Source organism: Pseudomonas sp. Z4-7 (genome assembly GCF_051131965.1).
GTDB lineage: Bacteria > Pseudomonadota > Gammaproteobacteria > Pseudomonadales > Pseudomonadaceae > Aquipseudomonas.
The window spans coordinates 4,878,195-4,904,545 of sequence record NZ_CP071642.1 but is presented as its reverse complement, the minus strand read 5'-3'; the positions used below and the strand labels follow the sequence as shown (position 1 = coordinate 4,904,545).

At 62.0% G+C, this 26,351-nt stretch carries 25 protein-coding genes; 17 read left to right on the top strand and 8 right to left on the bottom strand.

From position 1 onward, the window contains the following. Positions 1-7: 7 nt before the first annotated feature. From lysS to J3P91_RS21965, 6 genes are all read left to right on the top strand, one after another. A complete protein-coding gene (gene lysS / locus J3P91_RS21990) occupies positions 8-1,510 on the top strand; it encodes a lysine--tRNA ligase (protein ID WP_305499056.1) in 1,503 nt (500 codons plus the stop codon). Between the two features lie 101 nt (positions 1,511-1,611). Continuing rightward, on the top strand, positions 1,612-2,328 hold the full coding sequence (locus J3P91_RS21985) for a TetR/AcrR family transcriptional regulator (protein WP_434572066.1): 717 nt from the start codon (positions 1,612-1,614) through the stop codon (positions 2,326-2,328). A gap of 149 nt (positions 2,329-2,477) precedes the next feature. Beyond that, a complete protein-coding gene (locus J3P91_RS21980; RefSeq protein WP_305499058.1) occupies positions 2,478-3,032 on the top strand; it encodes a hypothetical protein in 555 nt (184 codons plus the stop codon). A 36-nt stretch (positions 3,033-3,068) separates the two neighbouring features. Next, positions 3,069-4,346: a flavohemoglobin expression-modulating QEGLA motif protein gene (locus tag J3P91_RS21975; protein ID WP_014336757.1), complete on the top strand. Its 1,278-nt coding sequence runs from the start codon at positions 3,069-3,071 to the stop codon at positions 4,344-4,346. 148 nt (positions 4,347-4,494) lie between these two features. After that, positions 4,495-5,400, top strand: a complete 906-nt coding sequence (locus J3P91_RS21970) for an alpha/beta hydrolase (protein WP_434601737.1) — start codon at positions 4,495-4,497, stop codon at positions 5,398-5,400. After that, the gene (locus J3P91_RS21965) at positions 5,397-5,726 is read left to right on the top strand and encodes a hypothetical protein (RefSeq protein ID WP_434601736.1); all 330 of its coding nucleotides are present in this window, start codon (positions 5,397-5,399) and stop codon (positions 5,724-5,726) included. Before J3P91_RS21970 ends, J3P91_RS21965 begins: the two co-directional genes overlap by 4 nt. A 186-nt stretch (positions 5,727-5,912) precedes the next feature. On the opposite strand, the gene J3P91_RS21960 is transcribed toward J3P91_RS21965, so the two are convergent. The 3 genes from J3P91_RS21960 to J3P91_RS21950 all read right to left on the bottom strand — a co-directional run bounded on the left by J3P91_RS21960 (position 5,913) and on the right by J3P91_RS21950 (position 7,795). Continuing rightward, entirely contained in the window at positions 5,913-6,704 is a 792-nt protein-coding gene (locus J3P91_RS21960; RefSeq protein ID WP_305499061.1) for an OmpA family protein, read from the bottom strand. Between the two features lie 49 nt (positions 6,705-6,753). Beyond that, positions 6,754-7,167, bottom strand: coding sequence for a DUF4398 domain-containing protein (locus J3P91_RS21955; protein ID WP_014336761.1), 414 nt, complete (start codon positions 7,165-7,167; stop codon positions 6,754-6,756). 283 nt (positions 7,168-7,450) lie between these two features. Further along, positions 7,451-7,795, bottom strand: a complete 345-nt coding sequence (locus tag J3P91_RS21950) for a pilin assembly protein (RefSeq protein WP_434572070.1) — start codon at positions 7,793-7,795, stop codon at positions 7,451-7,453. Between the two features lie 180 nt (positions 7,796-7,975). Here J3P91_RS21950 and ppc point away from each other — a divergent pair, with 180 nt between their 5' ends. The 7 genes from ppc (at position 7,976) to J3P91_RS21915 (ending at position 15,413) form a co-directional block, all read left to right on the top strand. Continuing rightward, a complete protein-coding gene (gene ppc / locus J3P91_RS21945; protein ID WP_434601735.1) occupies positions 7,976-10,606 on the top strand; it encodes a phosphoenolpyruvate carboxylase in 2,631 nt (876 codons plus the stop codon). A 291-nt stretch (positions 10,607-10,897) separates the two neighbouring features. Continuing rightward, positions 10,898-11,545, top strand: coding sequence for an adenylate kinase (adk, locus tag J3P91_RS21940; protein WP_434601734.1), 648 nt, complete (start codon positions 10,898-10,900; stop codon positions 11,543-11,545). Positions 11,546-11,637: 92 nt separating this feature from the next. Further along, positions 11,638-12,315 carry a tRNA (adenosine(37)-N6)-threonylcarbamoyltransferase complex dimerization subunit type 1 TsaB gene (gene tsaB, locus J3P91_RS21935; RefSeq protein WP_434601733.1) on the top strand — a complete coding sequence of 226 codons (678 nt, stop codon included), beginning with the start codon at positions 11,638-11,640 and terminating at the stop codon, positions 12,313-12,315. A gap of 357 nt (positions 12,316-12,672) precedes the next feature. Beyond that, positions 12,673-12,981 carry a hypothetical protein gene (locus J3P91_RS21930; protein WP_434572076.1) on the top strand — a complete coding sequence of 103 codons (309 nt, stop codon included), beginning with the start codon at positions 12,673-12,675 and terminating at the stop codon, positions 12,979-12,981. Beyond that, positions 12,981-13,841 (top strand): DUF72 domain-containing protein, encoded by an 861-nt coding sequence (locus J3P91_RS21925; protein ID WP_434601732.1) that lies wholly within the window; start codon positions 12,981-12,983, stop codon positions 13,839-13,841. Before J3P91_RS21930 ends, J3P91_RS21925 begins: the two co-directional genes overlap by 1 nt. A 35-nt stretch (positions 13,842-13,876) precedes the next feature. Continuing rightward, entirely contained in the window at positions 13,877-14,698 is an 822-nt protein-coding gene (locus J3P91_RS21920) for an isocitrate lyase/PEP mutase family protein (RefSeq protein WP_434601731.1), read from the top strand. A 37-nt stretch (positions 14,699-14,735) separates the two neighbouring features. Then, positions 14,736-15,413: an extensin-like domain-containing protein gene (locus J3P91_RS21915; protein WP_434574103.1), complete on the top strand. Its 678-nt coding sequence runs from the start codon at positions 14,736-14,738 to the stop codon at positions 15,411-15,413. 4 nt (positions 15,414-15,417) lie between these two features. Here the strand turns inward: J3P91_RS21915 and J3P91_RS21910 are convergent, their stop codons facing one another. Then, entirely contained in the window at positions 15,418-16,038 is a 621-nt protein-coding gene (locus J3P91_RS21910) for an energy transducer TonB (RefSeq protein ID WP_305499072.1), read from the bottom strand. A 91-nt stretch (positions 16,039-16,129) separates the two neighbouring features. Between J3P91_RS21910 and J3P91_RS21905 the strand changes: the two genes are divergently transcribed. Further along, positions 16,130-16,912, top strand: a complete 783-nt coding sequence (locus J3P91_RS21905) for a class I SAM-dependent methyltransferase (RefSeq protein WP_434601730.1) — start codon at positions 16,130-16,132, stop codon at positions 16,910-16,912. Positions 16,913-17,064: 152 nt separating this feature from the next. On the opposite strand, the gene J3P91_RS21900 is transcribed toward J3P91_RS21905, so the two are convergent. Beyond that, positions 17,065-17,700 (bottom strand): TetR/AcrR family transcriptional regulator, encoded by a 636-nt coding sequence (locus J3P91_RS21900; RefSeq protein ID WP_434572083.1) that lies wholly within the window; start codon positions 17,698-17,700, stop codon positions 17,065-17,067. 94 nt (positions 17,701-17,794) lie between these two features. Between J3P91_RS21900 and J3P91_RS21895 the strand changes: the two genes are divergently transcribed. Together J3P91_RS21895 and J3P91_RS21890 are read left to right on the top strand one after the other, a co-directional pair. Continuing rightward, on the top strand, positions 17,795-18,895 hold the full coding sequence (locus J3P91_RS21895; protein ID WP_434572084.1) for an efflux RND transporter periplasmic adaptor subunit: 1,101 nt from the start codon (positions 17,795-17,797) through the stop codon (positions 18,893-18,895). 6 nt (positions 18,896-18,901) lie between these two features. Continuing rightward, positions 18,902-21,967 (top strand): efflux RND transporter permease subunit, encoded by a 3,066-nt coding sequence (locus J3P91_RS21890; RefSeq protein WP_434601729.1) that lies wholly within the window; start codon positions 18,902-18,904, stop codon positions 21,965-21,967. Positions 21,968-22,107: 140 nt separating this feature from the next. Here the strand turns inward: J3P91_RS21890 and J3P91_RS21885 are convergent, their stop codons facing one another. Both J3P91_RS21885 and plsB read right to left on the bottom strand, forming a co-directional pair. Then, positions 22,108-22,797, bottom strand: coding sequence for a DUF4197 domain-containing protein (locus tag J3P91_RS21885; protein ID WP_434572087.1), 690 nt, complete (start codon positions 22,795-22,797; stop codon positions 22,108-22,110). Positions 22,798-22,893: 96 nt separating this feature from the next. Next, positions 22,894-25,395 (bottom strand): glycerol-3-phosphate 1-O-acyltransferase PlsB, encoded by a 2,502-nt coding sequence (gene plsB / locus J3P91_RS21880; RefSeq protein WP_434601728.1) that lies wholly within the window; start codon positions 25,393-25,395, stop codon positions 22,894-22,896. 224 nt (positions 25,396-25,619) lie between these two features. Here plsB and J3P91_RS21875 point away from each other — a divergent pair, with 224 nt between their 5' ends. Further along, entirely contained in the window at positions 25,620-25,829 is a 210-nt protein-coding gene (locus J3P91_RS21875) for a cold shock domain-containing protein (RefSeq protein ID WP_003198198.1), read from the top strand. Between the two features lie 143 nt (positions 25,830-25,972). On the opposite strand, the gene J3P91_RS21870 is transcribed toward J3P91_RS21875, so the two are convergent. After that, the gene (locus tag J3P91_RS21870; RefSeq protein WP_434601727.1) at positions 25,973-26,350 is read right to left on the bottom strand and encodes a hypothetical protein; all 378 of its coding nucleotides are present in this window, start codon (positions 26,348-26,350) and stop codon (positions 25,973-25,975) included. Position 26,351 lies beyond the last annotated feature (1 nt).

The following is a 26,351-nucleotide window of genomic DNA, read 5'->3' as shown; positions in this document are numbered from 1 at the left end:
TAAAGACATGAGCGACCAAGAACTCGACCCGCAAGCCCTGCAACAGGAAGAAAACTCCCTGATCGCCCTGCGCAAGGAAAAGCTTGCTGCCGAGCGCGCCAAGGGCCAGGCCTTCCCCAACGACTTCCGCCGCGATTCGTACTGCGATGCCTTGCAGAAGAAGTACGCGGACAAGACCAAGGAAGAGCTGGCCGAGGCGGCGATTCCGGTCAAGGTTGCCGGTCGTATCATGCTCGACCGTGGTTCGTTCCTGGTGATCCAGGACATGACCGGTCGCATCCAGGTCTACGTCAACCGCAAGACCCTGCCGGAAGAAACCCTGGCCGCCGTCAAGACCTGGGACCTGGGCGACATCATTGCCGCCGAAGGCACCCTGGCCCGCTCCGGCAAGGGCGACCTCTACGTCGAAATGACCAGCGTGCGCCTGCTGACCAAATCCCTGCGCCCGCTGCCGGACAAGCACCACGGCCTGACCGACACCGAGCAGCGTTACCGCCAGCGCTACGTCGATCTGATCGTCAACGAAGACGTGCGCCACACGTTCCGCGTGCGCTCGCAGGTCATCGCGCACATCCGCAGCTTCCTGATGAAGCGTGACTTCCTGGAAGTCGAGACGCCGATGCTGCAGACCATTCCGGGTGGCGCGGCGGCCAAGCCGTTCGAAACCCACCACAACGCCCTGGACATGGAAATGTTCCTGCGCATCGCGCCGGAGCTGTACCTCAAGCGCTTGGTGGTCGGTGGTTTCGAGAAGGTCTTCGAGATCAACCGCAACTTCCGTAACGAAGGCGTTTCGACCCGGCACAACCCCGAGTTCACCATGCTCGAGTTCTACCAGGCCTACGCCGATTACAACGACAACATGGACCTGACCGAAGAACTGTTCCGCGAGCTGGCACAGTTGATTTTGGGCAGCACCGACGTGCCGTACGGCGACAAGGTGTTCCACTTTGGCGAGCCGTTCGTGCGCCTGTCGGTGTTCGATTCGATCCTCAAGTACAACCCGGAAATTACTGCGGCCGACCTGCAGGACATCGACAAGGCGCGTGCCATCGCCAAGAAGGCCGGCGCCAAGGTGCTCGGCTTCGAAGGCCTGGGCAAGCTGCAGGTAATGATTTTCGAAGAGCTGGTCGAGCACAAGCTGGAGCAGCCGCACTTCATTACCCAATACCCGTTCGAAGTGTCGCCGCTGGCCCGTCGCAACGACGAGAACCCGAGCGTGACCGACCGTTTCGAACTGTTCATCGGCGGCCGTGAAATCGCCAACGCCTACTCCGAGCTCAACGACGCGGAAGACCAGGCCGAGCGCTTCATGGCCCAGGTGGCCGATAAGGACGCCGGTGACGACGAAGCCATGCACTACGACGCCGACTTCGTTCGCGCCTTGGAGTACGGCATGCCACCGACGGCTGGCGAAGGCATTGGTATCGATCGCCTGGTGATGTTGCTGACCAACTCACCGTCGATCCGGGATGTCATCCTGTTCCCGCACATGCGGCCCCAAGCGTAAGTGTTTCAATTAAAAAGCCGCCTCGATGGGCGGCTTTTTAATGCCTGTCTGGTACAAACGTATCAATTGGTTACTTCTGAAATAGCGAGGAAAGACCTGTCGTGAATCGTGCAATGGCTCCAGAAGGTGCAGCGGGCGTCGCCACTGCTGTCGCTGAAAGTGTTCAGTACCAGGGTCGCAAGGCCAGCCGACAGGGCAGTGAACAGCGCCGCCAGGAGATTCTCGACGCGGCCATGCGCATTGTCGTGCGCGATGGCGTGCGTGCGGTGCGCCACCGCGCGGTGGCCGCCGAAGCGGGCGTGCCGCTGTCGGCCACCACTTATTATTTCAAGGACATCGACGACCTGCTCACCGACACCTTCGCCCAGTACGTGGAACGCAGCGCGGCGTTCATGGCCAAGCTGTGGACCAATAATGAAGGCCTGCTGCGCGAGATGGTCGCCTACGGGGATGGCAGCGCCGCGTCGCGCTCGCAACTGGCGGACGACATCGCGCGGATGACGGCGGACTACGTGCAGCATCAATTGCATAGCCGTCGCGACTACCTGATGGCCGAACAGGCCTTCCGCCAGGAAGCGCTGCTCAACCCGCGCCTGGCGGTGTTGGTGCGTTCTCACCAGCAGATTTTGTTGCACGGCACCTGTCAGTTTTTCCAGGTTCTGGGCTCCCGCGAGCCACAACAGGATGCCAAAGTGTTGACGGCGATTATCGGACGGATGGAATATCAGGGCTTGCTCAATGGCGCCGAGCCGGTAGCTGAAGAAGACATGCTCGGCATCCTGACCCGTTACATGCACTTGGTACTGGCGTCGGTGTGACCCAAATGGGTTATTACGGTCCCCTGTGGCGAGGGAGCTTGCTCCCGCTGGGCTGCGCAGCGGCCCCTCTTTTATGAGCGCTGCGCACTCAAGCGGGAGCAAGCTCCCTCGCCACGGAAGACAAGACGCTGAAGCCATAGGGAGTTCCAATGAAAGCCTGGCGTGCCGTTGCACTGGCCGTGTCGTTGCTGCTGCTCAGTGGCTGCCTGGTGTCGTTCAAGGCGCCGTTGCCCGACAGCGAAGCCGCGCCCAAGGGCCTGCTCGGCCACTGGACCAGCACCAACGCCTGGGGCGAGCCGGTGAACCTGGAGCTGACGGAGGTCGGCAAGCATCGCTACCAGGCCGTCAGTTATTTCAGGGCCAGGCCTCAGGAGCGCGAAGCCATTCCCCTGACCGTCTCCCGCCACGGCAGTCGCTGGTATTTGTCGGCCAAGGTGCCGGCGCGCTTCGGCGGCCATTTCGTCATCGCCGGTTTCGAACTGACCGACAAGCAGGAACTGGTGGTCTACAACCTGGACATGGAACAGATCAACCAGGCCATCGGCCAGAAACTCCTCAGCGGCCAGCCAAACCAGAGCGAGGAGGGTGATGGCGTGCTGGTGGACAGCGACATGAACAAGGTTTTCAGCTACCTCGACGACCCGGCCAACTCCGATGTGTTCTCGGAAGCCGTGCGCTACCAGCGACTGAGCAAATCCCAATAACGGCTACAAGCGGACGTTTTTTCACAGGAGTTTCGGGTGGACGATTACCAGCAGACGATACGCACCTTGTCCGATCGCATTGTGCTGGCGCAAACGCCGATTCGCATTCTCGACGCGGTGAAGTGGGACGAGAGCATCCGCAAGGGGTTTCTCAAGGCCAAGGGCAAGGAAATGCCTGCGGTGGATCGTGATTATTACCTCAACCGGCCACTGTCCTTCGATTCCAGCAAAGTGAAGCTGGAGTTCCAGAACATCGAGCGTGACATCACCCGTCAGCTTGGGCAGTTCAACCCGGTGGGCCAGATCATGCGGCGCATGTGCAAGGAGTACCGCATGGTGGTGCGCATGCTCGAAGCGCGCGGCACCGAGGACTTCGGGCTGATTTCCCAGGAACTGTACGGCGCCGCTTCCGATGCCTTCCACGCTGGTGACCCGACCCTGGCCGACCTGGGCCTGATGCTCTCCGACTACCTGAACAACATCGATGGCCGTGGCGACCTCAAGGACGAGCCCAAGGTGCTCAGTGCCAAGGAGGCCGTCAGCCTGTTGCAGCATCGCCTCAACCGGGTGTTTGGCGAGGCCGAGGAAACCATTCGCGTATTCGAGTCCGACGGTATCGTCGCCGACGCGGCGGCGGGTGCCGACTACATCAAGATCCGCACCGACGCGATGTTCAACGAGCGGGATGTGCGCGCCTTGGAGGTCCATGAGGGACTGGTGCATGTTGGCACCACCCTCAATGGTTTGAACCAGCCGATCTGCACCTTCCTGTCCAAGGGCCCGCCCTCGTCGACGGTGACCCAGGAAGGCCTGGCGATCCTGATGGAAATCATCACCTTCGCCTCCTACCCGAGTCGCCTGCGCAAACTCACCAACCGCACCCGCGCCATCCATATGGTGGAGGAGGGCGCTGATTTCCTGCAGGTCTTCGAGTTCTTCCGCGAACAGGGTTTTGAAATGGCCGAAAGCTACGGCAACGCCAGCCGCGTTTTCCGTGGCTCGGTGCCGACCGGTCTGCCATTTACCAAAGACTTGTCCTACCTCAAGGGCTTCATCATGGTTTACAACTACATTCAGCTGGCCGTGCGCAAAGGCAAGCTGGAGCAGGTGCCGCTGCTGTTCTGTGGCAAGACCACCCTGGAGGATATGCGCACCCTGCGCCAGTTGGTGGATGAGGGCCTGGTCGTGCCGCCCAAATACCTGCCCGAGCAGTTCCGCGACATGAACGCCTTGTCGGCGTGGATGTGCTTCTCCAACTTCTTGAACCACCTGAGCCTGGACCGGATCGAAGCGGACTATTCGAACATTCTTTAACAGCACCACCCATCCCCTGTGGGAGCGAGCTTGCTCGCGATAGCGGTGGTTCAGTCAACGCCTTTGCTGACTGACCTACCGCTATCGCGAGCAAGCTCGCTCCCACAATGGGGGGTGTGTAACCTCCAATTTTACGAGGCTTCACCGGATGCGAACCCTCGGCATCATTTGCCTGCTGCTGGCCCTGAGTGGCTGCAGCTCCCTGCTGTTCTACCCCGAACGCGGACTGCCGTTCACGCCGCAGCGGGCCAAGCTCGAATACCGCGACGTCACCCTGACCACGGCTGATGGCCTGAAGCTGCGTGGCTGGTGGCTGCCGGTGAAGCCGGGTGTCGAGGTCAAGGGCACGGTGCTGCATTTGCACGGCAACGGCGGCAACCTGTCCTGGCACCTCGGCGGGAGCTGGTGGTTGCCGGAGCAGGGTTATCAAGTGCTGATGGTCGATTACCGGGGTTATGGGGTGTCCGAGGGCGAGCCGAGCCTGCCGGCGATCTACCGGGACATCGACGCTGCGTTCAAATGGCTCGACCAATCGCCCGAGGTCCAAGGCAAGCCGCTGGTGCTGCTCGGCCAGAGCCTGGGTGGCGCGCTGGCGGTGCATTACCTGGTAGAACATCCTCAGCGTCAACAGCAGCTCAAGGCGTTGGTGCTTGATGGCGTGCCCGCCAGCTATCGCGACGTCGGACGTTTTGCCCTGGGCACTTCATGGCTGACCTGGGCGTTGCAGGTGCCGCTGTCGTGGCTGGTGCCGGACGGCGACAGCGCCATTGGCTCGATCGCACAATTGAACGGCGTGCCGAAACTGATCTACCACAGCCTTGACGACCCCATCGTGCCCCTTTCCAACGGCATCCGCTTGTATCAAGCTGCGCCGCCGCCCCGGGTCCTGCAACTGACCCGGGGCGGCCACGTTCAGACTTTCGCCGACCCGACCTGGCGAACCGTGATGCTGCGCTACCTCGACGATCCCCAGCACTTCGATGGCTTGCGCCGCCTGGGCGAGGTGCCGAACTACCCGAAATCTTCCGTTGAATCATCCGAGAACCCGCAATGAGCGAAGAACGCAACGCCATCCCCCTGATCATCACCGGTATCTGCAGCATTCTCGGCACCGTCGCGGCGCTCTGGTACTACGGCTATCTGCATTTCGCCAAGCCCGAGGATGCGTTGCTGCTCAGCCAGTTCACCATGCTCAAGACCGTGCCGGGCGAAGACTATAAAGTCGCCCTGGAGCCGGCGCCCCAGGTCGCCCAATGCATTGATGGGGTACTGGTGCTGTTCGACACCGAGCAGAAAGGCCTGACCGGTGTGCTGATCAACGAGAAGAAACGCGCGGTGCGGTGCATGGGGCAGGAGACGCCGCAGAAACTTCAGCCATAAGCAAGACCTCTGTGGGAGCGAGCTTGCTCGCGATGGCGGTGGTTCAGCAGCATTGTGGTTGGCTGACACTCCGCTATCGCGAGCAAGCTCGCTCCCACAGGGAAGGGGTACTGCCAACTATATTCAGCCAATAAAAAGCCCCGCCTGATTGAAGTCAGGCGGGGCTTTTGCGTTGCAGTCAGCCGATCAGTTGGCGCTCATGGTCGAGCGCGGGGCGACTGGCTGGTTGTCGTTGGAAATAGTGACTTCCACGCGACGGTTCATGGCACGGCCCGAGACGCTGGTGTTGTCGGCGACCGGAAATTCCTTGCCGTAACCCTGGGTCACGATGCGGGCCGGGTCGACGCCCATTTTTACCAAGGCGGTGCGCACGGAGCTGGCGCGGCGTTCGGACAGCGACTGGTTGTAGGAATCCGAACCGGTGCTATCGGTATAACCTTCGATGATCACCTTGCGATCCGGGTTTTCCTGGAGGAACTGCGCCAGTTTGCTCACATTGGTCATGCCGCTGGCGCGCAGGTCGGATTTGTTGGTGGCGAACAGCACGTCACCGAAGGTCACCAGCGTGCCGCGCTCGGTCTGCTTGGCGTTGAGGCTGTCCTGCAACTGCTTGATCTGCGCGTTGCGGGCGTCGAGCAGTGCGCGGGCGCGTTCGTCACCGGCGTTTTTCAGCTCGGCTTCAGCGTTGCGCAGGGCGATGGTCTGCTTGGCCACTTCGACGCGCTGGTTGGTCAGGTAGGCCAGTTGGTCAACCTTGGCTTCGTCTTCGTTGTCCAGGTAGGCCTTGTCGGCCTTGGCCAGGAAGTCGGAGGCCTCTTTGGTTTCCAGGGCCGCGACCTTAGTGGCCGCCGGGTCGGCCTGGAGGCCGTTGTAGTTGGTACGGGCCTGTTCCAGGTTCGCGTTCGGGTCGTGGGAGCAAGCGGCCAGGGCTACGCAGGCGGCAAGCAGGGCGGGCATCATGAAATGTTTGTGCGTCATAGTCTGTCGTCCTTTTATCAATGAGAAATACGTCGTGGCTCGAACAGGGTTACTGAACCTTGTTCATGCCTTCCTGACGCAGTTCCTGAACCCCTTTCTGGGAATCCTTGAGGGCCTGTTCGGCCTTGGCTGCCTGGGCCTTGCGTTCGGCAACGCGCGCATCCCATTCGGCCTGTTCGGCCAGACGCTTGGCCTCTTCGTAGTTCTCGTCGTGCATGGCGATCTCGGCCTGCTTGAGTTTGTCCTGGGCCGATTTCATTTCCACCGCGGCAAACTCGGTGCCGCCCGCGCTGACGGCGCTGTTGACCGCCGATTGCGTGACCGCGTATTGCTCCGAAGGTGGATTGCCGGCGCAACCGGCCAGAATGAAGCTGCTACCGATAGCCAGGGCAGCCAACTTCAGGCCGCGCAAGCCAGTGGATGAGGGTTTGGCAGTGCAGGTATTCATAGGCTTCAACTCCATTGGAAAACTCCTGAAAAAACACTAATCCATGCTGGGACCGAAGCCGTGACGTCTGTTTTGGCGCTGGCGCCAGGGCGCGTTTATTTAAACGACCGTTCCAGTATGGTTACTCGGTGTGACCCGAGGCGTTTTTCAAAAGTTCAGGTAAGGATGGCCAATCGCCAAAAGAAATGCTGACTGATCGGTCAGCTGCCAAAAAGCTGAACTTTCAAGGCGGGCAGCGGTATTCCGGCACCACAAACTCGGTAGCGGTGCCGGGATAGCGCGATGCGGGGAGAGGGTATCAGTGCTTGGACTTGTCGTTTTGCGAGGAGAGTTGGCGCAGATGACGACGGGACAAGGCGAGAAATCGCGGGGTCGGACCGACGTCTTCGTACAGCGGGTCGCCTTCTTCATCGGTGGCCACGACCTGCGCGCCCTTGATGTAGGGGAAGCTGGCTTCCAGCTCCTCCAGCGCCGCGCCGATCAATTCGCCGAGCAGTTCTTCGGGCTGGCGCTTGGGGTACATGTCGCAGATCGCCGCCAGGCGTGCGGCGGCTTCTACATCCAGATGAATCGTATAACCGGTCTGGGTCAGGTGACCCTTGGCGTTTTCTTCCCAGTGCTGAGCAAGTTCACGGATTTTCATGATGGCGCCTCAATGGACCCGCTCGTGGCGGGCGCGACAGTGACAAGCCGTTGTGTGGCTTACCCATGAGACTAGCTTTGGCTGACAAGGTTTAAAGTCCCTTCGTCGCTTGTCATAAGCGACCGGCATCGGCACTCTCTCCTACAAAGCTGTCCGGACCTTTTTGCTGGAGACCTGCTGATGACCGATATTGATGCCCGCTTGCGCGAGGACGTCCACCTGCTCGGCGAGCTGCTGGGCAATACCATTCGCGACCAGTACGGAGACGCCTTTCTCGACAAGATCGAGCAGATTCGCAAAGGCGCGAAGGCTGACCGACGCGGTTCGATGGATGCGGAACTGAGCGCCAGCCTCAACCAGTTGAGCGAGGACGAGTTGCTGCCGGTAGCGCGGGCGTTCAACCAGTTCCTCAACCTGGCCAATATCGCCGAGCAATACCAGCTGATTCACCGCCGCGAAGAATCCAGGCCGGCGCCGTTCGAAGCACGCGTGCTGCCCGAGCTGCTGGCGCGCCTGCGAGCCGAAGGCCATGGCGCCGAAGCGCTGGCGCGGCAATTAGGCCGGCTGGAAATCGAACTGGTGCTCACTGCGCATCCCACGGAAGTCGCCCGGCGCACGTTGATCCAGAAATACGACGCGATCGCCGCGCAACTGGCCGCCCAGGACCATCGCGACCTCACCAGTGCCGAGCGCGCGCAGATCCACGAACGCTTGCAGCGGTTGATCGCCGAAGCCTGGCACACCGAAGAGATTCGCCGGACCCGCCCGACGCCGGTGGACGAGGCCAAGTGGGGCTTCGCGGTGATCGAGCATTCACTGTGGCACGCCATCCCCAATTACCTGCGCAAGGCTGACCAGGCCCTGCATGCCGCCACCGGGTTGCGCCTGCCGCTGGAGGCCGCGCCGATCCGCTTTGCCTCGTGGATGGGCGGCGACCGGGACGGCAACCCGAACGTCACCGCCGCGGTCACTCGCGAGGTGTTGCTGCTGGCGCGCTGGATGGCGGCGGACCTGTATTTGCGCGACGTCGACCATCTGGCCGCCGACTTGTCCATGCAGAAAGCCAGCGAGGCTTTGCGCGCCCAGGCCGGTGACAGCGCCGAGCCCTATCGCGCGGTGCTCAAGCAATTGCGCGAACGCCTGCGAGCCACGCGCAACTGGGCCCAGGCCTCCTTGACAGGCGCGACGCCGGCGACCGCCGAGGTGCTGCAGGGCAACCGTGAACTGCTCGATCCGTTGGAGTTGTGCTACCAGTCCCTGCATGAGTGCGGCATGGGCGTGATTGCCGACGGGCCGTTGCTCGATTGCCTGCGCCGCGCGGTGACTTTCGGCCTGTTCCTGGTGCGCCTCGACGTGCGCCAGGACTCGACGCGGCACACGGCGGCGATGACCGAGATCACCGAATACCTCGGGCTGGGGCGTTACGAGGAATGGGCCGAAGAGCAGCGCATCGGTTTCCTCTTGGGCGAACTGAATAATCGCCGGCCCTTGTTGCCGCCTTACTTCAAGCCGTCGGCCGATACGGCGGAAGTCCTGGCCACGTGCCGCGAGGTTGCGGCGGCACCGGCAGCGTCCCTGGGCTCTTATGTGATTTCCATGGCCGGCGCGGCTTCCGATGTGCTGGCGGTGCAGTTGCTGCTCAAGGAGGCCGGCGTATTGCGGCCGATGCGCGTAGTGCCGCTGTTCGAAACGCTCGCCGACCTGGACAACGCCGGGCCGGTGATCGAACGCCTGCTGTTGCTGCCGGGTTATCGCTCGCGCCTGCAAGGTCCCCAGGAAGTGATGATCGGCTATTCCGACTCGGCCAAGGACGCCGGGACCACGGCGGCAGCCTGGGCGCAATACCGCGCCCAGGAGCGTCTGGTGGACATCTGCCGCGAGCAGCAAGTCGAATTGCTGTTGTTCCATGGCCGCGGTGGCACCGTCGGCCGTGGCGGCGGCCCGGCGCACGCGGCGATCCTGTCCCAGCCGCCGGGTTCGGTGGCCGGACGTTTCCGCACTACCGAACAGGGCGAAATGATTCGTTTCAAATTCGGCCTGCCGGACATCGCCGAACAGAACCTCAATCTTTACCTCGCCGCAGTGCTCGAAGCGACCTTGCTGCCACCACCGCCGCCAACCCCGCAATGGCGGCATCTGATGGATGAACTGGCTGCCGACGGGGTCAATGCCTACCGGGCCGTAGTGCGCGAAAATCCGCAATTCGTCGAGTATTTCCGCCAGTCCACGCCGGAACAGGAACTGGGCCGCCTGCCCTTGGGCAGCCGTCCGGCCAAACGTCGGGCCGGCGGTATCGAAAGCCTGCGGGCGATCCCGTGGATTTTCGGCTGGACCCAGACCCGGTTGATGCTGCCGGCCTGGCTCGGTTGGGAAACCGCCCTGGGCAAGGCGCTGGAGCGCGGCGAGGGCGAACTGCTCGGGCAGATGCGTGAGCAATGGCCGTTCTTCCGCACCCGCATCGACATGCTGGAGATGGTCCTGGCCAAGGCCGACGCCGATATTGCCCAGTCCTATGACGAGCGTCTGGTGGAACCAGCGTTGCTGCCTTTGGGCGAGCATTTACGCGACCTATTGTCGCAGGCCTGTTCGGTGGTCCTGGGCCTGACCGGCCAGTCGCAGCTACTGGCACATAGCCCAGACACGCTGGAATTCATCCGCCTGCGCAATACCTACCTCGACCCGCTGCACCTGTTGCAGGCCGAGCTGCTGGCACGTTCGCGGCAGCAGGACGTGGCCCAGGGCAGCCCTGTGGAACAGGCGTTGCTGGTGTCTGTGGCAGGGATTGCCGCCGGTTTGCGCAACACCGGCTAATCTCCCGGAGGGCTAAAAAACAGCACGCCCGGCCTGTCCGGGCGTAGCTGTTTGCAGGGGCAGGGAGGTCGACCAGGCGACAGTTTGTTGTCCGCTTGCGACTCTCACTACCCCCTACGAAGGTCGCGTGCGGCGCGGGTTACTCCGACTTTCGGCGGCTTGTGTGGGTCGGGCCCGCTGTGTATCTTGATCAGCCTTTGGCCGTTTGGGCGGTCACGATCAAGTTTTTCGAAGATTGGCCCCACGAGGCGAATCCGAGCGTTTTACATAAAAAAATTGAGGAGCACATCGATGCGCGTCATTCTGCTGGGAGCTCCCGGGGCCGGTAAAGGTACTCAGGCAAAGTTCATCACCGAAAAATTCGGTATCCCGCAAATCTCCACTGGCGACATGCTTCGCGCCGCGGTCAAGGCTGGTACCCCACTGGGTGTTCAGGCCAAGAGCATCATGGATGCCGGCGGCCTGGTGTCGGATGACCTGATCATCGCGCTGGTCAAGGACCGCATTGCTCAAGCCGACTGCGCCAACGGCTTCCTGTTCGATGGCTTCCCACGCACGATCCCTCAGGCTGAAGCCCTGGTGAGCGCTGGCGTGGAGCTCGACCATGTTGTCGAGATCGCGGTCGATGACGAGGAAATCGTCCAGCGTATTGCCGGGCGTCGCGTTCACGAAGCGTCCGGTCGTGTCTATCACACCGTCTACAACCCGCCAAAGGTCGCCGGTAAGGACGACGTGACTGGCGACGAGCTGGTGCAGCGCAAGGACGACACTGAAGAAACCGTGCGTCATCGCCTGTCGGTCTACCATTCCCAGACCAAGCCGCTGGTGGATTTCTACCAGAAGCTGTCCGCTGCCCAGGGCAAGCCGAAGTACAGCCACATCCCGGGCGTCGGCTCGGTCGACGCGATCACCGGCAAGGTGCTTGAAGCACTGAGCTGAAAACGCTGATTGCAGCCTCAACTACGGCCCGCTTGCGGGCCGTAGTTGTTTATACTGGCGCACTTTTTCCCACCTGATTTACGGACATATCGATGAGCACCTTGCTGGCCCTGGACACCGCGACTGAAGCTTGCTCCGTTGCCTTGCTGCATGACGGCAAGGTCACGAGCCACTACGAGGTGATCCCGCGCCTGCATGCGCAAAAATTGCTGCCTATGATTCAGCAATTGCTCAGCGATGCCGGGATCACCTTGCAAGCCGTGGATGCGATCGCCTTTGGCCGCGGCCCAGGGGCGTTTACCGGCGTGCGCATCGCCATTGGCGTCGTGCAGGGCCTGGCTTTCGCCTTGGAACGCCCGGTATTGCCGGTCTCGAACCTGGCCGTACTGGCCCAGCGCGCCTTGCGCGAGCACGGCGCGCATCAGGTAGCGGCCGCCATCGATGCGCGCATGGACGAGGTGTACTGGGGCTGCTATCGCGAAACCGCTGGCGAGATGCGCCTGGTCGGTGCCGAGGCGGTGTTGCCACCCGAAGCGGCGGCGTTGCCGGCTGACACCAGCGGTGACTGGTTCGGCGCCGGTACCGGTTGGGGCTACGGCGAGCGAATCGGCGTCAGCCTTGTCGGCCAGGATGCCTCGATGTTGCCCCATGCCGAAGACCTGCTGGCCCTGGCACGCTTTGCCTGGGAACGCGGCGAAGCCATCCCTGCCGACGATGCGCAGCCGGTGTACCTGCGGGACAAGGTCGCGACGCCCAAGTCCGAACGGTAAACCCAAACTTGACCACACTCTCGAGCGAGCACCATTGTGGCGAGGGAGCTTGCTCCCGCTGGGGCGCGAAGCGGCCCTGAAATTTCCTTGGTGCCCTTACTGGTCGGGCTGAAATTAAATCTTGGGGTTGCTTCGCAACCCAGCGGGAGCAAGCTCCCTCGCCACAAAGCCATTAATCCAGCTAAGGCCTGTCAAAGTCATCCCAAGACCCAAAAGTCACACCCAAAATTGCCAGTCGTCACTTTTTTCGCCGGTTTTTAAACCTTTTTGCCTTTATGTGTTCTAGTTATCACTTGCGCATTTGCGCGGATACGAATGTGCCGCTAAATTGCCATCATTGATACCGAGCATTCTGTTATGCGTATAGACGGCGTTTCATCCCAGTCCTACCCCATCAAGCGTCGGCCTCGTGCGGGTAAAGCCGCTGAGCCGGAAAACTTCGATGACATCGATGGTGAGCTGGAATTTCCGTCCGAAGAGCAACTGGCCGCCCGCACCGCCAAAGCCTCCGCGCAACGCCTGAGCAATCTTCCCGCCCGTCAGCAGGACATGCTGTATCACCGCGCCATGAGCCGCAGTGTCGCGACGGCGCTGGCCAGCTACCTGAGCACCGCCGGTTTCGTTGATTGGGATATGGAAGTGCTGGGCCTCGACCTCTACATCTGATGCGGTTGCCCTACTATCTGGGTTGCCCGTCCTGGAGCGAAAACGCCTGGCGCGATTATCTTTATCCCCAAGACGCCAAAAGCTCCGATTTCCTCGGTCTCTACTCTCAAGTATTCAACGCCGTGGAAGGCAACACGACCTTCTACGCGAGCCCGGCCGCGTCCACCGTTCAGCGCTGGGCCGAGATCATGCCCGAGCACTTTCGCTTCACCGCCAAGATCCCCGGTGACATCAGCCACGGCGGCGACCTGCGCGAACACCTGACCGCCACCGAAACCTTTGTCCAGTTGCTGAGCCCGTTGGGCGAGCGCGTCTCGCCGTTCTGGCTGCAACTGTCCAAGGCGTTCACGCCCAATCGATTGCAGGAGCTGGCGGCATTCATCGACGCGTTCCCACGGTCGTTGGCCGTAGAGGTGCGTCACGATGAGTTTTTTGCCAAAGGCGACGCTGAACGACAGCTCAACCGTTTGCTGCTCGATCGTGGTGTCGAACGCATCTGTCTCGATCCCCGCGGCCTGTTCAGCTGCGCGTCGACCGCCCCTGAAGTCATTCACGCGCAATACAAGAAGCCCCGGGTGCCGACGCGACCGGCGGCGTTCACTCAATACCCGCAGGTGCGCTTCGTCGGTCATCCGGTAGTGGAGGCCAACGAGCCGTTCCTGACGCCATGGGTAGAAAAAATCGCCGTGTGGATCGAAGAGGGGCGCACGCCGTATATGTTCCTGCACACCGCCGACAATCTGCTGGCGGCGAAACTCGCGATGCATTTTCACAGCCGCCTGATGAAGCGTTTGCCTGGCTTGCCGGCGCTGCCTGAGCTATATAGAGAACCCGCCGCCGAGCAACTCGGTCTGCTCTGAGGCGAATTGCGCAAAATTGCTCAGGAGCGACTTTCATGGATGCACAAACCCGCCGAGCCCAGGCGTTCAAGGCCTTGCACGAACGCGATGGGGCGTTTGTCATTCCCAATCCATGGGATGCCGGTTCGGCAAAGATGCTCGCCAGCCTCGGCTTTGAAGCATTGGCGACGACCAGTGCCGGTCACGCTTTTTCCCTGGCACGACCCGACGGCGCCCTGGGCCTTGATGACACGCTGGCGAATGTGCGAGCGATTGTTGCGGCCACGGACCTGCCAGTCGCCGTCGACCTGGAAAACGGCTTTGCCGATGCGCCCGAAGACTGCGCCCGCAGCTTGCTCCGCGCGGCACAAGCCGGCGCGGTAGGGGGCTCCATCGAAGATGCCACGGGCCGCGAAGACAGCCCGATCTACGATTTCGAGCACGCCGTGGCGCGGGTCAAGGCCGCCGCCGAGGCGGTGCGCAGTCTGCCTTTCCCTTTCCTGCTGACCGCGCGGGCGGAAAATTTCCTCCATGGCAGGCCGGATCTGGACGACACGATCCGACGCCTGAAGGCCTTCGCCGACGCCGGCGCCGATGTGCTGTACGCGCCGGGGCTGAGCAGCGCCGAGCAAGTGCTGGCGGTGGTCCGGGCCGTGGCGCCCAAGCCCGTTAACGTACTGATGTCCGGCGCGCTGGATCTGACGGTAGCCCAGTTGAGTGAACTGGGCGTCAAGCGCATCAGTGTCGGATCGGCCCTCGCGCTGGCGGCGTATGGCGAGTTTTTCCGCGCCGCCGAAGAAATCCAACGGCAGGGGACCTTCACCTTCACCCGTCGCTCAATGCCTTTCAACCAGGCCAATCAATTATTCAAGGGTTGAATCCCGAGGCGTTGTCGTGCGGTTTTTGAAAGGACTGATGGTATTGACGCTGATCGCTGGCGTCGCGGTGGTGGCGGTATGGCGCGGTTGGCTGACCGTACCGCCGCAATGGAACCCCTGGGCGCCGCTGGACGTGAAAGCGCCGCCAAATCTGCTGACCCGCTACAAACTCATGGCGCTGCGCAACGATCCGCAACTGTGTGACCAGGCGCTCGCCACGTCGGGGCTGCGCACCGCTCGCCAGGCCGACAGCGGCGCCAATACCTCGTGCCCGCTGACCAATGTGCTGCGGGTGCAGGGCGGTGAGGTGGCGCTGAGCAGCAGCTTCCTCGCCAGTTGCCCACTGGCGGTGGCCTTCGCGCTGTTCGAGCGCCATGCATTGCAGCCGGCGGCAATGGCCGCCTATGGCAAGCAAGTCACGCGGGTCGATCACCTGGGCAGTTTTGCCTGTCGCAACATGTACGGTCGTGAAAGCGGCGCGCGCAGCCAGCACGCCACTGCCAGCGCATTGGACATCGCCGGGTTTCGCCTGGCCGATGGACGAGCCGTCAGCGTGCTCAGGGATTGGCCGAAGGACAACACCGATGCGCAGTTTCTACGGCAGGTGCGCGATGGCGCCTGCGACATGTTCAGTGTGGTCTTGAGTCCGGATTACAACGCGGCGCACCGCAACCATTTTCATCTGGATGTGGGGCCCTGGTGGATTTGTCGTTGAGGAATCAGGCAGCGATGCGCAGGTTCTGCAATACGATCGGACGCGCCCAGCGAGTGTCGAAGTCCAGTTGTTTCTGCTGCGCCACCAGTTCCTCTTCCGGGAATGGAGGGAATGGCTTGTCCAACAGGTCGAGTTCGAATTCGGCAATCGGCAGGGGCAGTCGACGCGGCTGTGGTGCCGGGCCCGGTTCTGGCAACGGTTGACCGGCGGCGAGGACGATCGGGCGAACCCAGTTGCTCTCGAAGGTCTGCTGCTTTTGCTGTGCGACGATTTCTTCTGGCGGGAAGGGCGGGAACGGCTTGTCGAGCAAATCGAGTTCGAACTCGGCGATCGGCAGGAACAACGGCTCGGGTGGCTTGACCTGGGTTTCCGTCACGTCGCAGGTGCGCTGGCTGACGATATGCTCCAGCAGCTCGGCGCCCAGGGTCGGTTCAACCGCTTCATCGAGGGCGACTGGCTGGTAGCTGCCGGGCGCCGGTGCGTTTTCACCCAACTGATCGGCCAGGGCCCGGGCAAAAAAATCCTGCCACAGGTGACTGACGCCGCTCAGCGCTTGGGTGTTACGCAGGCTGTAATCGCCGTAAGGGGAGATAACGCCTATCGATGTGGATTGAATGTCTGACATTTTTCTCGGTCGACGCTCAGCTCTGGCAAAATGCCGTTCACCGTTGTTATCGGCCGTTTTTGCCGATCCTTAATTTTTTGAGCATGTTTTCATGATTGAGCAACTCGCGGCTTGCCGCATCCACGTCGAGGCCCTGGCCCCGGCATTCCAACCCCGCGCCGAGCAGTGGGCCGAGCAGCTCGGCCTGCCGTTGCAGATGGATGACGGCGAGTTCGCCTTGCAGGTCGGCGAGCACGGGTTGCAATTGCAGCAGCTGGGTCCCGATGCGCCGGGACCGGTGCGGGTGGATTTCGTCGAAGGCGGCGCAGCCCATCGTCGTTTGTACGGGGGCGGCAGTGGCCAGATGATCGCCAAGGCAGTCGGTGTCGCCCAGGGTGTGCGTCCGCGAGTGCTGGATGCCACGGCGGGGTTGGGCAAGGATGCGTTCGTGCTGGCGAGTCTCGGCTGCGAGATGAGCCTGATCGAGCGTCAACCCTTGATCGGTGCTTTGCTGGAGGATGGCCTGGCTCGCGGTGCGGAAGATTTCGATGTGGCGCCGATTGTGGCGCGGATGCGCTTGCTCAAGGGCAATTCCATCGAAGTGATGCGCAGTTGGCAAGGCGAGCCGCCCCAGGTGATCTACCTGGACCCGATGTTTCCCCATCGGGAGAAAACCGCCCTGGTGAAAAAAGAGATGCGCCTGTTCCGCCCGCTGGTGGGCGATGATACCGACGCCCCGGCGCTGCTTGCCGCCGCGCTGGCGTTGGCGACCCACCGGGTGGTGGTCAAGCGCCCGCGCAAGGCCCCCTGCATTGAAGGGCCGAAGCCGAGCCATGGGCTGGAAGGCAAGTCCAGTCGGTACGATATCTATCCGAAGAAAGCGCTCAAGGCTTGAGACCGGGGTGACTTCATTCGCGAGCAGGCTCGCTCCCACATAGGGTCTTGGGAAGGAGCTGTTCAGCAGAATCCATATTCACCACAGTTCTCCTGTGGGAGCGAGCCTGCTCGCGAAGAGGCCCTCCCAGCCAGCGAAAGTGACCGGTCGAACTAAGGCCGATAAGCCCGCACAAACAACCCCACCACTTCCTGCACATGCGCTTCGGCCGCTTCGGCGTCCTGCGGCCCGTCGCAGCCATACAACAACCTGAAGTTCGCCGCGCCCTTGATCAGGCAGAAAAAATGCTCGGCGGCGTTGCGCGGTTTGTCGATGCTCAGGGCGCCGCTCTGGTCGATCTTGGTCAGCAACCTTTCCATTCCGGAAAGCATTCGCTGCGGGCCGGCCTGGTAGAAGATGGTCGAGAGCTTCGGATCCTGGCTACCCAGCGCCACCATCAGCCGATGCAGGTTCACCGATTCGTCGCTGTTGATCAGTTGGTTGAAGCCGCGGGCGATGTTCAGCAGCACGTGTTCAATCGGAACACCGTCGGCCCATTCGAAGAAAAGCGGCGGCACCTGTTCCTCGCACTTGGCAATCACGGCGGCGGAAAACAGCGTTTCCTTGTCATTGAAGTGGCTGTAGACGGTCAGCTTCGAGACGCCGGCCTCGGTGGCCACAGCGTCCATGCTGGTGCTGGCGTAGCCCAGGCTCAGGAACAGGCGTTTTGCGGCGTCGAGAATGGCCTGGCGCTTGGCCAGATCCTTGGGACGACCAGGGCCGCTGGAGGAGGGAGGATTGTTCGACATTATTCGCTTTTAATACTGGACTGGTGAGTTTGCTATTAATAACATACTCGCCAGTATAATTATTCCAAGCACCATTAGCGAAAGGTCATCCACCATGTTCCGCTATGTCCTGCCCCTCGCCGTGCCAGTCAGCCTGGCTTTTTTATTGTCTGCGTGCGGTCATGAGGAGCCGACGCCGGTCGCCGTGCGCCCTGCGATGGTCGTCAAGCCGGAGCCTTCGGCCCAAGCAATGGATAGTTATCCCGGCGAAGTACGGGCGCGGTTCGAGCCGGACCTGGCGTTTCGCATTGGCGGCAAGGTGAGCCGCCGGCTGGTGGAAGAGGGCCAGCGGGTCAAGGCCAACCAGGCGCTGGCCGAACTCGACCCCGAGGATGTGCGCCTGCAACTGGAAGCCAGTCGGGCCCAGGTCGCCGCCGCCGAGGCCAACCTGAGCCTGGTGAAAGCCGAGCGTGACCGCTACAAGACCTTGATGGAGCGGCAGATGGTCAGCCGCTCCCAATACGACAACGCCGAAAATCTCTATCGCTCCGGTGCCGCGCGGCTCAAGCAGATCAAGGCCGAATTCGACGTTGCCAGCAACCAGGCCAGCTATTCGGTGTTGCGTGCACCCCAGGACGGCGTGGTGGCCCGGCGGGCGGTGGAAGTCGGCCAGGTGGTGTCGGCTGGACAGACCGTCTTCACCCTGGCCACCGACGGCGAGCGTGAAGTGTTGATCAGCCTGCCGGAGCAGGGATTTGGGCGGTTCAAGATCGGCCAGCCAGTGTCGGTTGAATTGTGGAGCCAGCCCGATCAGCGCTTCAGCGGACGCATCCGCGAACTCTCGCCGGCCGCCGATCCGAAATCCCGTACCTTCGCCGCGCGCGTCGCCTTTACCGCTGGCAGCGTCCCGGCGGAACTGGGCCAGAGCGCCCGGGTGTTTATCCAGACCACTGAGAAGGCGCCGCTGTCGGTGCCATTGTCGGCCCTCACCGCCGAGAACGGCGCCACCTTCGTCTGGGTGGTCAAGCCCGACAACACGCTCAGGAAAGTCCCGGTGCGCGTTGGCGCCTTCGGTGAAAAGACCGTGCCGGTGCTCGAAGGCCTGAGTGCCAATGACTGGGTGGTGGCCGCTGGCGTGCATGTGCTTCTGGACGGCCAGCAGGTTCGGCCGGTGGATCGCTCCAATCGCGTGGTCAACCTGGCGGCCAAGGAGTAATCCCCGATGGGCTTCAATCTCTCCGAATGGGCGTTGCGTAACCGCCAGATCGTACTATTCCTGATGCTCTTGCTGGCGATCGTCGGCGCGCTTTCCTACACCAAGCTGGGTCAGAGCGAAGATCCGCCATTCACCTTTAAGGCCATGGTCATCCGCACCGTCTGGCCGGGGGCCACGGCGGAGGAAGTGTCGCGCCAGGTCACCGAGCGTATCGAAAAGAAGCTCATGGAAACCGGCGACTACGAAAAGATCGTCTCGTTTTCCCGCCCGGGAGAATCCCAGGTGACTTTTGCGGCTCGCGACTCCATGCATTCCAAGCAGATTCCCGAGCTGTGGTACCAGATCCGCAAGAAGATCGGCGATATCCGGCAGACCTTGCCGCCCGGTATCCAGGGGCCGTTCTTCAACGATGAGTTCGGCACTACCTTCGGCAATATCTACGCGCTCACCGGTGACGGCTTCGATTATGGCGTGCTCAAGGATTACGCCGACCGTATCCAGATCCAGCTGCAGCGGGTCAAGGACGTGGGCAAGGTCGAGTTGGTCGGCCTGCAGGACGAGAAAATCTGGGTCGAGCTGTCGAACGTGAAGCTGGCGACCCTCGGCTTGCCCCTGGCGGCTGTCCAGCAGGCTCTGCAGGCGCAGAACGCGGTATCGACCGCCGGCTTCTTCGAGACCGGCAGCGAGCGATTGCAGCTCCGGGTCTCGGGGAATTTCCAGACCGTGGAAGAGATCCGTGACTTTCCGATCCGCGTGGCCGACCGGACCTTCCGCATCGGTGACGTGGCCGATGTCCGGCGCGGCTTCAATGACCCACCGGCCCCGCGCATGCGCTTCATGGCTGAAGACGCCATCGGCCTGGCCGTGGCGATGAAGGAGGGCGGCGACATCCTGATCCTCGGCAAGGCCCTCGAAGCCGAGTTTGCCCGCATCCAGAACACCCTGCCGGCGGGCATGCAACTGCGCAAGGTTTCCGACCAGCCGGCTGCGGTGAAGACTGGCGTCGGCGAGTTTGTCCAGGTACTGGTGGAAGCACTGACGATCGTGTTGCTGGTGAGCTTCTTTTCCCTGGGGCTGCGTACCGGAATGGTGGTGGGGCTGGCGATTCCGCTGGTCTTGGCGATGACCTTCGCCGCGATGTATTACCTGGGCATCGGTTTGCACAAGATTTCCCTTGGCGCGTTGGTGTTGGCGCTGGGTCTGTTGGTGGACGATGCGATCATCGCGGTGGAGATGATGGCCATCAAGATGGAGCAGGGCTACGACCGGATCAAGGCGGCCAGCTTTGCCTGGACCAGCACAGCGTTCCCGATGCTCACCGGTACCCTGATCACCGCGGCGGGGTTCCTGCCGATCGCCACCGCGCAATCGGGCACCGGTGAGTACACCCGTTCGATTTTCCAGGTGGTGACCCTCGCGCTGCTCGCTTCCTGGGTGGCCGCGGTGGTGTTCGTGCCGTATCTCGGGGAAAAACTTCTGCCGGACCTGGCGAAGATTCACGCGGCCAGGCATGGCACCGCTGACGGCCAGCCGGACCCTTACGGCACGCCGTTCTATCAGCGAGTCCGGCGAACGGTGGAGTGGTGCGTGCGTCGACGCAAGACAGTGATCACCTTGACCGTGCTGTTGTTCGTTGGCTCGGTGGTGCTTTTCCGTTTTGTCCCGCAGCAGTTTTTCCCGGCGTCGGGACGACTGGAGCTGATGGTCGACCTGAAGCTGGCCGAAGGCGCTTCGCTGGTCAACACCGCGGAGCAGGTCAAGCGCCTTGAAGCGCTGCTCAAGGACCACGCTGGCATCGACAATTACGTGGCGTACGTCGGCACCGGCTCACCACGCTTCTACTTGCCGCTGGATCAACAACTGCCGGCGCCGAGCTTTGCCCAATTCGTCGTGCTGGCCAAGACCATCGAAGACCGCGAGCCTCTGCGCAGTTGGCTGATCAGCACACTGAACGAGCAGTTCCCGACCCTGCGCTCGCGGGTCACACGCCTGGAAAACGGCCCGCCCGTGGGGTATCCGGTGCAGTTTCGGGTGACGGGTGAGCACATCGAAGAAGTCCGCGCGCTTGCCCGGAAAGTCGCGACAAAGGTTCGCGAAAACCCCTACGTCGCGAATGTCCACCTGGACTGGGAAGAACCGAGCAAGGTGGTGTACCTCAACATCGATCAGGATCGCGCCCGCGCGTTGGGCGTCACCACCGCCAACCTGTCGAGTTTCCTGCAAAGCTCCCTCACCGGCTCCAGTGTCAGCCAGTACCGCGAAGACAACGAGCTGATCGAGATCCTGCTGCGTGGCACCTTGCATGAGCGCACCGAGCTTTCACTGTTGCCAAGCCTGGCGGTGCCTACCGACAACGGCACGAGCGTTGCCCTGTCGCAGATCGCGACGCTGGAATACGGCTTTGAAGAAGGGGTGATCTGGCACCGTAACCGTTTGCCCAGTGTGACCGTACGTGCCGACATCTATGGCAAGGAGCAACCGGCGACGCTGGTGCAACAGATTTTCCCGACCCTGGACCCGATCCGCGCAGAGTTGCCGGACGGCTATCTGCTGGAAGTCGGGGGCACGGTGGAGGATTCAACCCGCGGGCAGAAATCGGTGAATGCGGGCGTGCCGCTGTTCATCGTGGTGGTGCTGACGTTGCTGATGCTGCAGCTGCGCAGCTTCTCGCGCACGGCGATGGTGTTTCTCACCGCGCCGCTGGGACTGATCGGCGTCACGCTGTTCCTGCTGGTGTTCCGCCAGCCGTTCGGTTTTGTCGCCATGCTCGGCACTATCGCGTTGTCCGGGATGATCATGCGCAATTCGGTGATCCTGGTGGACCAGATCGAACAGGACATCAAGGCGGGGCTCGCCCCCTGGCAGGCGATCATCGAAGCGACCGTGCGCCGTTTCCGGCCGATTGTACTGACTGCACTGGCGGCGGTCCTGGCGATGATCCCACTGTCGCGCAGCCTGTTCTTCGGGCCGATGGCGGTGGCTATCATGGGCGGCTTGATCGTGGCGACGGCGTTGACGCTGTTGTTCCTGCCGGCGTTGTATGCGGCATGGTTCAGGGTCAGGAAAACCTGACCCACAGGCGCACATCGAACCTGTGGCGAGGGAGCTTGCTCCCGCTCGGTTGCGCAGCGACCGCAAAAGACCTGGGGGCGCTACGCGCCCCAGCGGGAGCAAGCTCCCTCGCCACAGGTATTGTATTTGTCGGATAGGGCTCAGAGGGTGCCAAACACTTTCTTGGCCAGACTGGTCGCCGCGGCCGCCGGGTTCTGGCGGATCGTTGCTTCCTGCTTGGCGATCATTTCGAACAGACCGTCCAGCGCCTGCTCGGTCACGTAGTTCTCGACGTTGGCGCTCTTGGTGTCCACCACGCCGAGTGTCGCAGCCTGGCCGGCGAAGGCGTTGTACTTCTGGACCAGGCCGACCTTGTCGGTGGCTTGCTTGACGATCGGCAGGAACTTCGCGCGAATCTGCTCGCGGCTGCTCTTGTTCAGGTATTGCGTGGCCGAGTCGTTGCCGCCGCTCAGAATGCCCTTGGCATCCGTCACGCTCATGTTCTTCACCGCATCCACCAGGATCGGCTGGGCCTGCACCACGGCGGCTTCGGCAGCCTGGTTCATGCTGGTTTCCAATTGGTCGACCTGAGCGCCCATGCCGAAGGCCTTCATCTTGCTGGCGACTTTACCGAGCTTGCCCGGCAGCTCGATTTTCACCTCGGGGTTGTTGCTGAAACCGCCAGGCTTACCCAGTTGCTTGACCGCGATCTGGGCGCCTTGGGTGAGGGCATCCTTCAGGCCGCCCGTGGCGTCCTTCTGCGAGAGATCACCGAGCGACAGGGCCATGGCGTTGGCGCAGATCAACAGGCCGGCGCAGAGGCCGGTGAAACGGAGGGTAGGGCGGAGCATGGGCACTTTCCTTGAACGTTTGGAAAAGAATCAGCGTACGGCATTGCCAGGGATCTTCATATTCAGGGCGCCCGAATGCAACCAGGCGCCCAGGGTTCAGTCCGCAGCCGTCGGAACGCCCTGATCCGCCGCATCTTCGCTGCGATGCAACGCCACCTGGCGGATCGACAGACGAATTTCCGCCGGCAGCACCCGCTTGGCCGCGCCTTCAGCCAGCTCGCCGAGCAGATCGTGATAGCTCAGCTTGCCTGCTTCGTCGCGCCGCAGGACATCGAGATCGAGCATTGTCTGGATGAAGTGGCGGAACAGGCTTTTGTCGAAGAACTCCGGTGCGTTCAGCCCATGCAGGATCGACAGGCGCTGGGCCATGACGGTGCAGAGGTCCTCCAGTTCTTCGGCGCTGATGCTGTTCTGCCCGCTGTTGAGCAGCAGCGAGACGGTCATGTAGAAACGCTGCAAGGTCTGGGCGATGCTTTTCGACAGCAGCGTCAGCAGCACGAAATGCCGCGAACTCGGCGCCGGGCGCAGGTAGAGGTCTTTTTCGAAACGCAGCAGGCCTTGTTCAACGAATGCTTCGAGCCACTGGTCTACCACCGCGTCCAGTTCCTCCAGCGACCAGCGAATGAACAGCTCCGACTGCAGGTACGGATACAAGGCCCGGGTGTAGCGCAGGATCTGTTCGCGGCTCATGCGCGAGCTGCTCTGGAAGAAACTGGCGAGCAGCGCCGGCAGGGCGAAGATGTGCAGGACATTGTTGCGGTAGTAGGTCATCAGCACCGCGTTCTGCTCATCCAGATACAGAATCTTGCCCAGGGCGTCCTTCTGTTCCGACAGCAGGTCCATGCCTTTGACGTGCGCGATCAGCGCCTGGCCATCGCCTTCGGGCAAGGTGGTGTGCGGTGAATATGGCACTTTGCGCAGCAACGCGAGGTACAGGTCCAGCACGCGGGCCATGGCATGATCGTCCAGGGCCAGACGGCTGGTGGACAGCAGCGCGAGCGCGACCAGGTTGACCGGGTTGATGGCCGCGGCTTCGTTCAGATGGCGGGCGACACGTTCGCCGAGGCGGTTGGTGGTCGCGTTGAGCCAGTCGGGTTTGAACTGCGGACCGAGCTCCTGCTGGCGCCAGCCGGGTTGTTCGCCGTCGAGGAACTCCGCCAGCTTGATTGGCTCGCCAAAGTTGACCGCGACCTGGCCAAAGCGTTGCTTGAGGGCGCCGATGACCTTGAAGATGTCGAAGATCGACTCCTTCTTTTTGCTCGCGCCCCGCAGTTCACCGAGGTAGGTGCGGCCTTCCAGTACGCGCTCATAACCGATGTACACCGGCACGAAGACGATCGGCATGCGCGAGGAGCGCAAAAAGCTACGCAGGGTAATGGCGAGCATGCCGGTCTTCGGCTGCAGCATGCGCCCGGTGCGCGAACGGCCGCCTTCGACGAAATACTCCACCGGGAAGCCCTTGGTGAACAGCGTGTGCAGGTATTCGTTGAACACGGCGGTGTAAAGCGGGTTGCCCTTGAACGTGCGACGCATGAAAAACGCGCCGCCACGGCGCAGCAGGCCGCCGATCACCGGCATGTTGAGGTTGATGCCGGCGGCAATATGCGGGGGTGTCAGGCCATTGCGAAACAGCAGGTACGACAGCAGCAGGTAGTCGATATGGCTGCGATGACAGGGTACGTAGATAACTTCGTGGCCTTGGGCAACGTTCTGCACGCCTTCGATGTGGTTGACCTTGATGCCATCGTAGATCTTGTTCCAGAACCAGCTCAGCACCACTTCCAGGAAACGGATCGCGGTGTAGGTGTAGTCCGAGGCAATCTCATTGCCATAACGCAGGGCCTGGGCCTTGGCTTTTTCAGCCGGGATCTTTTCCCGTTCGGCCTCTTCGAGGATGGCCTGCTTGACCAGCGGCTGGTTCAACAGACCCTTGACCAGGTTGCGCCGGTGGGAAATGTCCGGGCCGATAACCGCTGCTTTCAGATTGCGAAAGTGCACCCGCAGGATCCGCTGGGCCATGCGCACGGTGCGTTCATGGCCTTTGTCGTGCTCGATCAGTTCGCGCAGATGAATTGGCGCGGAGAACTGCACCCGTGTCTTGCGCCCGAGAATCATGATGCTCAGCAAGCGACGCAGGCGCCCGGTGACCGCCCAACTGTCGGCGAACAGGAGCTTCCAGGGGCTGGACTCGCTGTCGGGCGACTGGCCCCAGAAGACGCTGACCGGAATGATCTGGGCGTCCTCGGCGGCGTTGTGGGTCAGTTCGTCGACCAGCCGCGTCAGGGTCGGCGGCGCACCGCGTTTGTCCTGGCGCCCGAGCCAGTCCGGCGCCGGCGTCAGGTAGAAAAACGCCGCCGGCTCCAGCAGGCCGCCCACCGAGACGGGCAGCACCGGACGTGGCAGGCCGGCCTTGGTGCACTCGGTGTCGAGCACCACCAGATCGGTGAGCGAAGGATCTTGCAGGACGTAGAACACCGGACGACTGCGGTCGAGGTTGAGGGTGAAGGACGACTGGTTGATGGTCTCGGAGCGAACCCAGAGGTACAACAGCCGGCGCAGGGTGCCAAACACAAGACGGCGGAACGGGGAACGGGTCATACGGCTTCTGCGTGAGTGGATAAGAGCAAGCGGTACTAGTGTGCCGGATTCACTGAAAATCGGCAAAAAAGCGGCGAAGTAAAGTCAGTTGAGAGTTTTTCCGGGTGTCATATACTCGGCCAGTTACTGCCCCGGCCTTCCGACGGACGGTGGGACGGCGGCTGAAACGCGTACGGCTTTCCCTCGAAAAGCCGGCTCAGAAAACAAGAACGGGAGTGAGCATCATGGCAGCACGCGAAACTGGCAGTGTGAAGTGGTTCAACGACGCCAAGGGTTATGGCTTCATCCAGCGCGAAGGCGGGGCGGATGTGTTTGTCCACTACCGCGCGATCCGTGGCGAAGGCCACCGTTCACTGACCGAAGGCCAGCAGGTCGAATACGCGGTGGTGGAAGGGCAGAAGGGCTTGCAGGCTGAGGATGTGGTGGGGTTGTAAGCCGCTCCTGCAATCGCCGCAAATCCCCCGTGGGAGCGAGCCTGCTCGCGAAGGCTGTGTCAGGTGATCAGTTATATACCGTCACACCGCCTTCGCGAGCAGGCTCGCTCCCACAAGGGATCACCGTTGATCAGAAGCCAGCCTTACGCCGTCTTCCAGGTAATCTCTTCTTCCCCATCGGCGCTGATGCGCATCCAGCGATCCGCCGAATCCTCGCCTTCTTCCTCCACCCACGACCCCGGCGCGCAGCGCACTTCGACGTTCAGCGCGGCGAAGGCGGCGCGGGCGCAGGCGATGTCGTCTTCCCACGGGGTCTGGTCACTTTCCAGGTACAGGCTGTTCCATTTGCCTACAGCCTTGGGCAACCAGGTCACGGGGATGTCGCCGGCCTTGCACTTGTACGTCTGACCTTTCTGCACCCAGTCGCTGCACGGGCCGAGGGCCTGGCCGAGCCAGGCGGCGATCGCCTTGTGGTCGACGTCGGCGTCCTTGAGGTAAATCTCGATATCGGGTTGGCGCATG

Coding starts and splice junctions, on each gene's coding strand:
- lysS (WP_305499056.1), top strand. CDS start 8: ATGAGCGACCAAGAACTCGACCCGCAAGCCCTGCAACAGGAAGAAAAC.
- J3P91_RS21980 (WP_305499058.1), top strand. CDS start 2,478: ATGAAAGCCTGGCGTGCCGTTGCACTGGCCGTGTCGTTGCTGCTGCTC.
- J3P91_RS21970 (WP_434601737.1), top strand. CDS start 4,495: ATGCGAACCCTCGGCATCATTTGCCTGCTGCTGGCCCTGAGTGGCTGC.
- J3P91_RS21965 (WP_434601736.1), top strand. CDS start 5,397: ATGAGCGAAGAACGCAACGCCATCCCCCTGATCATCACCGGTATCTGC.
- J3P91_RS21960 (WP_305499061.1), bottom strand. CDS start 6,704: ATGACGCACAAACATTTCATGATGCCCGCCCTGCTTGCCGCCTGCGTA.
- J3P91_RS21955 (WP_014336761.1), bottom strand. CDS start 7,167: ATGGAGTTGAAGCCTATGAATACCTGCACTGCCAAACCCTCATCCACT.
- J3P91_RS21950 (WP_434572070.1), bottom strand. CDS start 7,795: ATGAAAATCCGTGAACTTGCTCAGCACTGGGAAGAAAACGCCAAGGGT.
- ppc (WP_434601735.1), top strand. CDS start 7,976: ATGACCGATATTGATGCCCGCTTGCGCGAGGACGTCCACCTGCTCGGC.
- adk (WP_434601734.1), top strand. CDS start 10,898: ATGCGCGTCATTCTGCTGGGAGCTCCCGGGGCCGGTAAAGGTACTCAG.
- tsaB (WP_434601733.1), top strand. CDS start 11,638: ATGAGCACCTTGCTGGCCCTGGACACCGCGACTGAAGCTTGCTCCGTT.
- J3P91_RS21930 (WP_434572076.1), top strand. CDS start 12,673: ATGCGTATAGACGGCGTTTCATCCCAGTCCTACCCCATCAAGCGTCGG.
- J3P91_RS21925 (WP_434601732.1), top strand. CDS start 12,981: ATGCGGTTGCCCTACTATCTGGGTTGCCCGTCCTGGAGCGAAAACGCC.
- J3P91_RS21920 (WP_434601731.1), top strand. CDS start 13,877: ATGGATGCACAAACCCGCCGAGCCCAGGCGTTCAAGGCCTTGCACGAA.
- J3P91_RS21915 (WP_434574103.1), top strand. CDS start 14,736: ATGGTATTGACGCTGATCGCTGGCGTCGCGGTGGTGGCGGTATGGCGC.
- J3P91_RS21910 (WP_305499072.1), bottom strand. CDS start 16,038: ATGTCAGACATTCAATCCACATCGATAGGCGTTATCTCCCCTTACGGC.
- J3P91_RS21905 (WP_434601730.1), top strand. CDS start 16,130: ATGATTGAGCAACTCGCGGCTTGCCGCATCCACGTCGAGGCCCTGGCC.
- J3P91_RS21900 (WP_434572083.1), bottom strand. CDS start 17,700: ATGTCGAACAATCCTCCCTCCTCCAGCGGCCCTGGTCGTCCCAAGGAT.
- J3P91_RS21895 (WP_434572084.1), top strand. CDS start 17,795: ATGTTCCGCTATGTCCTGCCCCTCGCCGTGCCAGTCAGCCTGGCTTTT.
- J3P91_RS21890 (WP_434601729.1), top strand. CDS start 18,902: ATGGGCTTCAATCTCTCCGAATGGGCGTTGCGTAACCGCCAGATCGTA.
- J3P91_RS21885 (WP_434572087.1), bottom strand. CDS start 22,797: ATGCTCCGCCCTACCCTCCGTTTCACCGGCCTCTGCGCCGGCCTGTTG.
- plsB (WP_434601728.1), bottom strand. CDS start 25,395: ATGACCCGTTCCCCGTTCCGCCGTCTTGTGTTTGGCACCCTGCGCCGG.
- J3P91_RS21875 (WP_003198198.1), top strand. CDS start 25,620: ATGGCAGCACGCGAAACTGGCAGTGTGAAGTGGTTCAACGACGCCAAG.
- J3P91_RS21870 (WP_434601727.1), bottom strand. CDS start 26,350: ATGCGCCAACCCGATATCGAGATTTACCTCAAGGACGCCGACGTCGAC.